The 11,785-nt window shown below is 51.3% G+C and carries 9 protein-coding genes; 8 read left to right on the top strand and 1 reads right to left on the bottom strand.

The annotated features are described in order from the left end of the window. Window positions 1–5: 5 nt before the first annotated feature. The 4 genes from D568_RS0112670 (at window position 6) to D568_RS21140 (ending at window position 5,409) form a co-directional block, all read left to right on the top strand. Complete coding sequence (locus tag D568_RS0112670; RefSeq protein WP_020209980.1) at window positions 6–1,751, top strand: DUF1631 family protein; 1,746 nt, start codon at window positions 6–8, stop codon at window positions 1,749–1,751. Window positions 1,752–1,772: 21 nt separating this feature from the next. Beyond that, window positions 1,773–2,132, top strand: a complete 360-nt coding sequence (locus D568_RS0112665) for a PilZ domain-containing protein (RefSeq protein ID WP_020209979.1) — start codon at window positions 1,773–1,775, stop codon at window positions 2,130–2,132. 146 nt (window positions 2,133–2,278) lie between these two features. Further along, on the top strand, window positions 2,279–3,844 hold the full coding sequence (locus D568_RS0112660) for an MFS transporter (RefSeq protein ID WP_020209978.1): 1,566 nt from the start codon (window positions 2,279–2,281) through the stop codon (window positions 3,842–3,844). 221 nt (window positions 3,845–4,065) lie between these two features. After that, on the top strand, window positions 4,066–5,409 hold the full coding sequence (locus D568_RS21140) for a hypothetical protein (protein WP_157497859.1): 1,344 nt from the start codon (window positions 4,066–4,068) through the stop codon (window positions 5,407–5,409). Between the two features lie 160 nt (window positions 5,410–5,569). On the opposite strand, the gene D568_RS0112645 is transcribed toward D568_RS21140, so the two are convergent. Beyond that, entirely contained in the window at window positions 5,570–5,989 is a 420-nt protein-coding gene (locus D568_RS0112645; protein WP_026287029.1) for a hypothetical protein, read from the bottom strand. A gap of 284 nt (window positions 5,990–6,273) precedes the next feature. Here D568_RS0112645 and D568_RS0112640 point away from each other — a divergent pair, with 284 nt between their 5' ends. The 4 genes from D568_RS0112640 to D568_RS0112625 all read left to right on the top strand — a co-directional run bounded on the left by D568_RS0112640 (window position 6,274) and on the right by D568_RS0112625 (window position 11,688). Then, on the top strand, window positions 6,274–7,284 hold the full coding sequence (locus tag D568_RS0112640; RefSeq protein ID WP_020209975.1) for a LacI family DNA-binding transcriptional regulator: 1,011 nt from the start codon (window positions 6,274–6,276) through the stop codon (window positions 7,282–7,284). Between the two features lie 207 nt (window positions 7,285–7,491). Further along, window positions 7,492–8,709 carry a D-mannonate dehydratase ManD gene (gene manD, locus D568_RS0112635; protein WP_020209974.1) on the top strand — a complete coding sequence of 406 codons (1,218 nt, stop codon included), beginning with the start codon at window positions 7,492–7,494 and terminating at the stop codon, window positions 8,707–8,709. 58 nt (window positions 8,710–8,767) lie between these two features. Further along, window positions 8,768–9,907, top strand: a complete 1,140-nt coding sequence (locus D568_RS0112630; protein ID WP_020209973.1) for a Gfo/Idh/MocA family protein — start codon at window positions 8,768–8,770, stop codon at window positions 9,905–9,907. Window positions 9,908–9,918: 11 nt separating this feature from the next. Continuing rightward, a complete protein-coding gene (locus D568_RS0112625) occupies window positions 9,919–11,688 on the top strand; it encodes a sodium:solute symporter family transporter (protein ID WP_020209972.1) in 1,770 nt (589 codons plus the stop codon). The last annotated feature ends 97 nt before the right edge of the window (window positions 11,689–11,785 follow it).

Here is an 11,785-nt window from a genome sequence, read left to right as displayed (position 1 = left end):
AAATTATGAGCACTAAACCAGACGTTAGTGAGCGCGCCTTACGGCTTTACCCGTTACTAAAAGGCGGCGTGCCAACCGGACCTGTGGAAACAGCTGAGTTAATGTCGTTACCGACCGAGGTGTTGCAAGCTGAGGATAGCTGGCAGGCCTATTCGGCGCAGGCTGTCTCGGCAGCGGCGGGCTTGCCCGGTTTGTACGCGGCCTGGCTATGGCATTCGTTGCACAACAACACGGATTGTGACCGAGCTATTGCACCCCAAGTGCAGCGCTTAGGGGCCTTTTTAGTGGCGCAAGTGGTGGCGGACGAGAGCCTTGCGTTAGGCCCTTTGCGCGAGTGCAGGCGCGCCTGGGATGAGGTGTTTTACCACGTACAAACCTGGTGCGATTCGTTAGGCCCTCAGGGGGCTAAGTTTTACCAGCGCTTGGATGCACTGGTGGCCGCGCTTGAGGCGGGCGACAACCAAACCCAGGCGTTAACGGCGTTTAACCAGGCGTGTGCGAAAGAGTTAGACCGTGCGGCGCTGCTGGCCGAGCGTATGCAAGCTTCTGAGCTGGGCCGCATTCGAGCCGTGCATGCCGAGCATAAAGTGGCTGAGTTGTACAACCAGGTGGTGGCTGGCCGCCTGCTGCCAGAACCCATACTCGCGTTTATTCAGCAGCAGCTGACACCGGCGTTGCAGTTTGAGTTAATTAACGGTTCTGATCAGTCGACGACTTGGAGCTTTTGGTCACGCATGCTGCGACTGATGGTGTGGTCGCTTAACCCGGACAAATCCGATAGTGATCGTCAGGCTTTTTTCAATAAAGGCCCGGCGCTGATATCGCAGCTCGAGCGTGCTGAACCACCACCGTCTTGCAGCGCCGAATCCTATCAGGGCTTTGTTGGTGACATTTCGGCTTGCGTTATTCAGTTATTAAAAGGCCTGAGCATTGAAACCATCTCGGCCCCGGTGCGGGAGGTAAATGGCGAAGCTGAAGCGCTTAAACATTTACAAGCTGGTGGGGAGAGCCACCATTTTAGCGCTGGGGATTGGCTGGAGTTTCATGGTGAAACTCAGCTGCGGTGTCAGTTTCTACTGCAGGCACCGGGCACGGATCAACTGCTTTTTGTAAACCGAAACGGTCAGAAGGCGTTGCAGAAATCCGCGGCGCAAATGCGCGCCTGTCTGGACGCTGACATTGCCCGTGAGATTGCTCAAATCCCTGTGATGTCTGCCGCGCTGACGGCGGCGAATGGGCGTTTAGCACAATTAGAGGCTTTATATGAGGCGCGCGAAGTGGCGGCGGCCGAAGCGCGTGAAGCCGAGTTAAAGCGCCGGCAGCAATTGGCCGAAGCCCGCGCCCGCGAAGCGGCGGCGCGCCAACAGGCCGAGGCCAAGGCGCGCGCTGAGGCTGAGCGCTTGGCGTCCGAGGCCGAAGCGGCGCGAGTGCGTCAGCAGCAACAACAGGAGGCCGAGCGTAAAGCCGCCCATGAGCAAAAAGTACGCGATGAAATTGACGGCCTGACGTTGGGCACCTGGGCCGACTTACCCACCAAAGATGGCCGCAGCATTCGCTGTAAGTTAGCCGTAAGTATGCGCTCTACCGGTAAGTATATTTTTGTGGATCGGGTGGGCAGTAAAGTGGCCGAGCTGCAATATGACGAGTTACTGGCCATGGCATTGGCGGGCAGGGCGGTGTTCTACCCGCCGGAACAGCGCTTTGAAAACCGATTAGAAACCATCGTGCGCGGTCTGCGGCGCACGGAATAACAAAAAAGGAACGGACCCATCATGAAAACTCAACCCAGTGAGCAGCGTCAGGAGTATCGCCTGGATGCCAGCGAAGCCGTGTACATCGAGCTGGAAAGCGAGCCCGCCGCAGGGGCCGGTACGATAGTACTGAGCCGGTCTACGGATTTATCGGCAAATGGCTTGCAGGTGGAGCTGGACCGCGCCCTACCCGTTGGCCATATCTATGCCTTGTGCGTGCAGCTGCGCAAGCCGGACCAGCGCTTTGTGCTGTCGGGGGAGGTAAAGTGGTGCCGCGCGGCCGGCTCACGCTATCACACGGGTATCGCTTTGTACGAATCTGACCATACGGCGATAGGCGAGTGGAAGGCGGCGATTGCGCATCGGTTACACCAGGGGTGAATTGTTGCCCTTCACGATATCGATAACCTATTGGTAACGCTGTACTTTTGCGGTGCCGACTCTTATGCTTGACCCGCTTTGGGGGCCGCTCTCTCTGCCCCTGCAGCCCAAAATGCCCATATAACGACAAGACCTCGAGGTGACACGTGGCCACATCTTCTGCCAGTAAACTCTCTGTTTTAGAAAAATCCGGTTACGCCATGGGCGATGCCGCCGCCAATTTAGTGTGGCGCGGTGCCTTGGCTTATCTGGCCGTTTTTTATACCGATACGCTCGGTATTACCGCTGCCGCTGCCGCCGCTTTGCTGCTGTTGGTACGGGTATCCGACGGCATCACCGACATTATTATGGGCATGATTGCCGACCGCACCCAGACCAAATACGGTAAGTTCCGCCCGTGGATTTTATGGTCTGCCCCGGTGCTGGGCCTGTTTATGGTAATGGCTTTTACCGCGCCTGATATCAGCCCCGAAATGAAATTGGTGTGGGCCTACTTTACTTATATCGGTTTAACCCTCGCCTATACGGTGAATAACGTGCCTTATTCGGCGCTGATGGGGGTGATGACCTCAAGCCACGAAGAGCGCAGCGTGCTGTCCGGTTACCGTTTTGCCGGGGCGTTTTTAGGTGGCGCTTTGGTGATGGCCGGTACACCTTACCTGGTGGAGTACTTTGGCCAGGGTGACGAAGCCAAAGGCTACCAGCAAACCATGTACGTGTTCGCGGTTTTATTGGTGGCGTTGTGCGTGATCACTTTTGCTACCACCAAAGAGCGTATCGTCCCAACCGAGAACACTGGCTCGTTCAAAAAAGAATTTAAAGATCTGCTCGTTAACCTGCCGTTTATTATCGTGCCTTTGCTGTCTATTTCGCTGTTCTTTTTCAGCCTGACGCAGGGCAGCGATGCCACCTACAAACTCAACCCTTGGTATATGGGGGTGTTTTGTGCTCTGGTGCTGGTGGGTACGGGTTATTTAATTCGTAAGCTTATTCGTCGCCCCGAGGGTGAAACCACGCCTTCACAGCGCGATTTGGTTAACCTGTTAACCAACAAACCCTGGCTGATGATTCTGGGCCTGGGCTTTTTGACCATGCTGTTTAACGGCATTAAGTATGTAGTCATCGCTTACTACTTTAAGCATTATTTGCACGAACCCACCATGACTGGCATGTACTTTTTGGCACTGCTGATCACCTCGATTTTCGCGGCCTTTGTATGCGGTTATTTCACGCGCCTGGTGGGTAAAAAGACGTTGTTTATTGCCTCGCTGATAATCAGCGGCGTGCTGACAGGCTGCATCTCTTTCCTGAGCAGCGATAATGTCACCGGCCTGTTTGTACTGGGCTGCGCCGCCGAATTTTTCGCTGCCTTTATGCCGGTACTGACCTTCAGTATGTTGGGCGATGCCGCCGATTACTCCGAGTGGAAACACGGCCGCCGTGCTACCGGCCTGTTTTACTCCGCCGGTAGCTTTATCCAAAAAACCGGCGGTGGTTTTGCCGGCGCTTTGGTGTTGCTGGTGCTAGGTGGTTACGGCTACGTGGGTACCGACCCAAGTACCATTGCCCAGGCCACCGACGGTATGGTGATGCTAATGAGCTGGATCCCCGCGATATTTGCCTTCGCTGCGGTATTTTTGCTGATTTTCTACCCGCTTAATACTAAGCGGATGGAAGAGATTGAAGCGGAGTTGAATGTGCAGCGAGGGTAAATTGTAGGACGATTTACAGGGAGCGGGAATGGTGGCTTGGTCTGGTTCTGGTTGGCACTTTCCCGCACCCTGTCGACAGCTACTTGAGTCTAGGTGGTTGAGTTGTCACTCCACCATTGATAAAAGCTTGGTGATGGATTTACCGAAGACGCTAACACCTTGAGTTGAATTGGCCATCACGGTACTATTTTTTTTCATTATCTATACAGGGAAAGAGAGCAATGAAGCCATTTAATATCGGATTGGTCACTATTTTGTCTGGTGTGTTGGGGGCTTGTGGTGGGTCCTCCGATGATGATAATCAGATCAGCAGTTCGAACTCTTCGATAACCAGTTCTACCCCTAGCAGCAGTTCATCCCTCAGCAGCTCGTCCAGTAGCCTTGCATCATCATCGTCTAGCGAGATCTCCTCCAGTGAGAGTTCTTCGAGCTCTATTGTCTCCTCTTCCAGCTCTTCGTCAGAACAAAGCTCTGAAGCTAGCTCTAGCTCCGAAGTAAGCCTATTGACCGGTATATTTGTCGATAGCGCGGTGGCTAATTTAGATTATCAGACCGCCTCTGTTTCGGGACAAACCACTGACAGTGGTGAGTTTGAATATGCTGATGGGGAATTAGTCAGCTTTGCTATCGGGGACTTGCAATTACTTGCGGTGCCTGGTGGTTCGGTGATTACGCCGCTGGATCTGGTTGGCACTTCAGATCCGCGCGACGGTCAAGTCTTGAATATTGTGCGTTTGTTATTAACGTTGGACAAAGACGGCAATCCAGACAATGGTATCGAGCTTGCCGATGCGGCGAAAGCCGTTGCCACTCCAGTAGATTTCAGTTTGTCGGCTGAGGACTTTGCTGCTTCGGCCGCCGTGGTGAACTTGATTACCAACGCCGGACAAGACCCTGCGGTAGAGGCTCTGGTAACCAGCGAGGAGGCCGAAGCTCATTTCGCGCAAACGTTGGAAGAGCAGGGTTCTGAAAGTTATTTACTGCAAGGCAAGGAAACAATTATTGTTTTCGAGCAAGCGACAGGGCCCGACTATTATAGTGTTTCGGGTGTGCTCACCCTGGAGCCGGATGGCAGTTGCTACTTATCGGCCGGCGAAGGTTACCGCTCTGATTGTACTTACGCTGATGATGGCACCCTGGAGACTGGCTTCCCGACCGTCGTAGGCACCGTAGGTGAAAACAGTGTCACTATTATTGCCAAACCTAACACGTCGGATGGTGAGTCTGTCTCTGCATTATTTCATGGTGTTGAAGCAGCTTCGGATAATGTAAGCGCCGGTACATACACTATTTCTGGCCAAGAGCTAATTGCGCAGAACGACGGCAACAAGAATGGTCCCAGCATAACGGCTTTGGCGGGAAGCTTTACCATCAATGCCGATGGTAGCTGCTCAATCAGCCACAATGAAGGCGATATTAGCTGTGAGCTGAAAGGCAGTGAAATCCTAGGTACCGGAGGTGCCGCAGGTTTTGTGATGGGAACAGCAACCGAATCGGCGGTAACCATCGTGTACCATGCACCGGGTGATGAATTGGTGTACGGATATCTGATAGGAACACGGTAATTAGATAGATTGAAGTGCTAAAAGGCCGGTAACCCCGGCCTTTTTTGTGCGAGCGCTTAATGCACCCACTCCTGCTCAAGTAGCGAGGCTTTATCGCCGTCCAGTTTAATTTCCTGCTTCGTGGTTTTCCCTTCTTCCACAAAATAAAACTCGTAGATCACTAAGCCGTCCATTTGTTGGCTTTCAATGATGCGTGCGGGCTGTTTGTTGGATAAGGTTTTGTTGAACAAGTCTTGTACGACGGTGGGGTGTTCTCGAGTTGCAAGTCCTTTTGAATCTCTACCACTTCCCAGACGCTATCAGCGTTTAGCAGCATATCGAATTCAATTTCTTCCCCGGTGCTTGTCACGCCCTCTAAATCGAGATACTGATTGCCATGTTTGGTCTCCTGCTCCGCTTCTTGGAATTGGAAGCCTGGAGCAAGCTTTTGTACCGCCTCCAGAGCTTGTGCTGGCACTTGCTGAGCATTGATGTTTTCTTTCTGGTAAAGGTCAGAGCCCACCGTGGATTGAGCCGCATTTACGGCCCCGGAGAACATAAATGGCAGAAGAATGAGCGAGTGGGGGATGCGTAGTTTCATAATATTGCCCTATAGCTGTTTGAGATAAACCTTAGGTTTGTGCACTGGCAGCTCTTTTGTTTGGGCGGTGCGGTTGCACCTTGTTTTTGTTATGGCACCGTGCGGCTGACTCGTAAAAATAGAGGGTTGCGAAGCGTGCAGACGCGCAATGGTGGTGCGGCATAGTGTGTCAGAAAGCCGGTTTAATTGCTATTAACTGGTAAGGGCTTCGGGTGCCCTCAATCGCATGCTTCCGGTATTATAGGCATTGGTTTCCGTGACGTGAACAGCAGAAGATATAGATTATGGCAAAGGTTAGGCTGGTTGATGTGGCCGCGCATGCGGGGGTGTCGAAAAGCACGGTGTCTCAGTTTTTGAGTGGGCGTTTTGATTATATGTCAAAAGAAACGCGCAGCCGTATAGAGGCCTCGATAGCGGCTCTTAACTATGTGCCCAATGCTATTGCCCGCAGTTTAAAAACCAATACCACGAAAACCATTGGTGTGGTGGTGCGGGATGTAACGGGGTTTTACACCAGTCAGACCCTGAGAGGGATTGATGATTTCTGTAAAAACAGCCAGTACAACGTGCTGATTTACAGTACCGATTTTGATCCGCAGAAAGAAGCGCAAGCCCTGCTTAACCTCAGTCAAACGAATGTGGACGGAATTGTTATTGCCTCGTCGGGCGCGAATGTCGAGTTAATTGATAAGCTGATGGGGCAGGGGTTGCCGGTAGTGCAGTTTCAGCTGGAGCACTCGGGCGATGAAAAATACATTATTGTTTCCGATTATCGTAAGGCCGCTTACGAGGCGACCGATTATTTGTTGCAGTTGGGCCATAAAAATATCTGTTTTGTTACCCAGGAGTTTACCTCGGTGAAGTCCCGCCGGGACCGTTTGACCGGATATTGCGATGCATTGTCGGCGCAGGGGGTTAAATTTCGCGAAGACCTAGTGCTGCACTGGCAGCGTGAAACTGGCTTTAGCCAATCGCCCACTGAGCTGATGCGCTCAAAGGACGGGCCTACGGCATTCTTTTCTCAGCATCTGGCCATTACCATTGAACTGATGCAAGTATTTAAGAGTCAGGGCGTTGCCTTGGCGGAGGATGTCTCTCTGCTGGGGTTTGATGACCTGCCAATGGTGGAGTTTTTTCACACTCCGATAAGTGTGATTAAACAAGAACCATACGATATTGGGCAGCGGGCCGCCGAGCTGTTGCTGTCGTTGATTGGCGGGCACGAGGCTCCGGCTGCGCGTATTGTGACCCCGTGTACGCTGGTGCCGCGTCAATCTTGCAGGCCCCTCAAGTAACCACTGCCTCCCTCTTTATTTCTTTTTAGGCTTTCAGCCTTTTTGGTCCTCACGCTAGCGGCTGGGTAGGAAAAGCCCGCCGCTGCAGCACCCATAAACGTTTGGCCTCTAACCCTTGACTTGAATAAAAATTCTGCTAAATTGCAGATAAACCGATTTAGTAAAACGTTTTATGTTGCGTTTACGAGCTTGTTTGAGGCTTGAACTATGAAAATAGAAAAGATTGATGTATTCGTTTCCTGCCCCGGCAGAAACTTCGTAACCGTTAAGGTCACCACCTCAGATGGGGTCTATGGGCTGGGCGACGCTACCGTCAACGGCCGTGAGCAAGCGGTGGTGGCCATGCTGCAAGAGCATGTTATTCCCTGTTTGATTGGGCGCGATGCCCATAATATTGAGGATATTTGGCAGTACCTGTACCGGGGCGTTTATTGGCGTCGTGGGCCCATTAACATGGCGGCTATTGCGGCTATCGATATGGCGCTGTGGGACATAAAAGGAAAGGTAGCGGGATTACCGGTTTATCAGCTTTTGGGCGGCAAGAGTCGTCAGGGCGTAACCCTGTACGCTCATGCCAACGGTGAAAGTATTGAGCAAACGCTGGCTAATGCTGAACAGCATGTGAGTAACGGCTTTAAAGCCGTTCGCCTGCAATCGGCGGTGCCGGGCCTTGAGGTGACCTATGGTGTGCTCGGGGATAAAAAAGACTACTTTGAGTTGCAGGGTAGCCGACCTTTGCCCCCAGAAGAGACATGGTCTACGCCTAAATACTTTGATCTGGTGGTCGAGCTGTTCGAGCAAGCCCGTTCACGGTTGGGAAATCAGGTACAGCTATTACACGACGTGCACAGTCGTTTAACGCCGATAGAGTCCGCAAGGCTGGGCAAGCTGCTCGAGCCTTACAACCTGTTGTTTTTAGAAGATGCGAGCATCGCTGAAAACCAAACAGCGTATAAAACCATTCGTCAGCACACCACCACCCCCCTCGCAATTGGTGAAACCTATAACACCCTATGGGACTGTAAAGACCTTATTCAAAACCAATGGATTGATTACATTCGTGTGGCGGCAACTCACGCAGGCGGTATTACGGCATTAAAGCGAATCGCCGATTTCGCGAGTGTGTTTAACGTTCAGTTAGCGCCCCACGGGGCACCTGATTTGTCTCCCGTCTGTTTTGCCGCTCACATGCATTTGAATACTTGGGTGCCAAACTTTGGTATTCAGGAGTTTGTAGGTTTTGGCAATGAGTCGTTGCGCGAGATTTTTCAGCATGAATTTACCGTGCAAAACGGGATGGCTTATGTCAGTGAAGCGCCAGGCCTTGGCGTAGAGTTTGATGAGCAGGCAGCGTTGAAGTACCCGTACAAACGTTCGTATCTGCCCGTTAGCCGGTTAGAAGACGGCAGTATGTGGCATTGGTAATGACGTTAATGGTGGCTGAGCCTGGAAAATACAAACAATTTTAAATGTGAGTGTGTATATGAAGAAAACAGTGAAAGTATTGGTAGTGGGAACTGGCTTTGCGGGGCAAGGACACGCGGAGGCCTTTCGCGCGGTAGGGGCGGACGTTGTCGGCATTGTTGGCCGTACGCCGGCGGTGGTGAAAGACGTCGCAGAGAAAATGTCGATACCCTATTACGGCACGGATTGGCAACAGGCCCTGCAAGAGTGCAACCCCGATGTGGTCTCTATTGCGACCCCAGGCGGCGCACACTATGAGCCGATAAAACAGGCCATCGAGTTTGGGTGCCATGTTTTTTGCGATAAGCCGATGACGCACAGCGGTGAAACGGCAGTTGAGCTGTACGAGCTTGCGCAACAAAAAAAGGTGAAAACAGCCTTTGCGGCCAGTTTTCGATATATGCCAGACATCATGCATGCGAAGCGACTCGTTGCTGAGGGCGCCATCGGTGAGCCAGTTGAAGTCGAGTGCATTTCTCACTTTAACTTAGAGAAAGAAATTCCTTTTGGTTGGTCACACAGAAAAGAGGATGGCGGTGGTCGTTTAAATAACAATTTCACTCATAAGTTATCGATCGTCACTTCTGTTATTGGCGATAAAATAGTGTCCATTATGGGCGAGGTACGAGACGATTTGGGTAAGGCGCCTATTGTTGAGGGCGTACGTAACTTTAAAACCCGCCGCGATTTTATCCCGAAAGATATTAACGATCCCAACTTGAAGTGGGGCGAGAGTAATGTGGAATGGACTTACACGGTGTTGGCACAACTGGAAAGTCCGCTGGCAAAAAAACCTGTTTCCGTCTTGTTTAAACACGGTGGCCTTAACCCACGTTTTCACGAAGACCATATAGTTTTTTATGGTACTGAAGGCGCTATTTATATTAAAGGCCACTATGGTAGTGGGCCGCTGTACCTTTGGAGCAATGATAAAGTATGGAAAGAGTGCCCTCTGCCTCAGGATATTATTGACGATATGCCTAAGGTAGAAAACGATACAGAGCGCAACTGGCGTTACTTGATCAGAGAGCTGGTAAGAGACATCCAGGGTGAGGCTGTACCGCCCTACCAGACCTTCAAGGAAGGAAGTCAGTATCAACAGTTAATCGACGTGATTCGCAACAATAATAATTGGACAGATGTGACTCATCTGCAATAAAGGTTAGTTTTATGGTTTACGACTATATCGTCATTGCCGGCTATTTCGTGTTGGTGCTGGCCGCTGGTTTTTCTTTTACTAAGTTGGCCAAGCATTCTACCAGCGATTATTTTCGCGGTGGTGGCCGGATGCTGTGGTGGATGGTTGGTTCAACGGCGTTTATGGCTCAGTTTTCTGCGTGGACTTTCACCGGCGGCGCAGGCAAAGCCTTCTCTGATGGTTTTGCCATCTGTCTGGTGTTTTTTGCCAACACCTTTGCGTACTTCTGTGGGTGGGCGTTTTTCAGTCATCGGTTTCGTCAGATGCGAGTGGATACGCCTTCACAAGCCATTAAAAGACGTTTTGGAACCCAGAATGAAACGTTTTTCTCTTGGGCGTTGATTGTTTTCAGCTTTATCAACGCGGGGGTTTGGCTCAATGCTTTAGGTGTTTTTGCCAGCGCAGTTTTTGATGCCGATATTGTCGTTACCATTATCGCTACTGGTTTAACGGTACTGTTTATTTCTGTTCTGTCGGGCTCCTGGGGCGTGGTTTCATCCGACTTTGTGCAAACGCTGATTGTGGCCGTGGTCTCTGTGGCTTGCGCAATAGTTGCACTGGTTAAAGTGGGTGGGCCGGTAGAAATGGTTGCCAACTTTCCCGGGGGCTTTGTGATGGGCCCCGACATGAATTACGGCTTGATTCTGGTGGGCACCTTTATTTTCTTTTTGGCAAAGCAGTTAATCACCATCATGAACTTGCACGATTCTTTTCGCTTTCTAAACGCGAAGGATTCTGCCAATGCACGTAAAGCGGCTCTGTTGGCAATGGTGTTGATGGGGGTGGGCAGCATTATCTGGTTTATTCCCCCTTGGGCGGCTGCCACGCTTTACCCCGATGCAGCCTCTGATTACGCCGCCTTGGGAGATAAAGCGCAAGATGCTGTTTACCTTGTTTTTACCCGAAATGCGATGCCCATTGGTACGGTAGGGTTGTTGATGGCCGGGTTATTTGCCGCCTCAATGTCATCGATGGATTCTGCGCTGAATAAAAACGCAGGGATTTTTGTGCGCAGTATTTATCAACCCTTTATCGCCCGACGGGGACGTACCAGTGACGACAAAAAACTGCTTCGGGTGAGTCGTGTCGCCAGTTGCGTGAATGGTATTTTGGTTATAGCGATGGCGCTGTACTTTAAGTCACTGGCCGAGCTTAGTTTATTTGAGCTTATGATGTCTGTATCCACCATGATTCAAGTGCCGTTAATGGTGCCTCTTATTTTGGGTCTGGTTATTCGCAAGACTCCCCAGTGGGCACCCTGGGCAACTGTGGCATTAGGGTTGTTCGTGTCCTGGTTTACGGCGAACGTGTTTACTGCTCATGAGTTTGCGGCGATGGTGGGTATGCCTGATTTGACAGACCGCGAAGCCGTGGATATGAATCTTATGATTACCTTGGCCGCGCATATTGTGATCACCGCAGGTTTCTTTTGTGCAACAACACTTTTTTATCGAGATGGCAAAGACGCGAACAAAGTCGAAACCGAGCGTTTTTTTCAAGACTTGCGCACACCTGTTGTTTCCGATAACGAACAAGACGACTACGATCGCCAGCAACGCTATAAATTGGGCATTATGATTCAAATAATGGGTGCTGGGGTGTTGCTGATGATGCTTATACCCAACCCTCTTTGGGGACGGTTAATGTACGTGGCCTGTGCGTTGGTTATTTTTACCATTGGGGCCTTGTTGCAAAACAGCGCCAGACAGAAAAGCACTCGTGCAGGTGTCAGGGTCTCATGATTACTTGGCCGGGTAGCGGGCCTGCGGGAAACGACCTGGGCGATATTGGTTATAAATCATAAGCGGGTGAATAATGGCTTGGCTCTATAGTATGCAA

It is taken from the genome of Gilvimarinus chinensis DSM 19667 (genome assembly GCF_000377745.1).
In the GTDB taxonomy this organism is placed as follows: Bacteria; Pseudomonadota; Gammaproteobacteria; order Pseudomonadales; family Cellvibrionaceae; genus Gilvimarinus; species Gilvimarinus chinensis.
Note: the sequence above shows the minus strand (reverse complement) of the source record. Positions and strands in the feature narration are given on the sequence as shown.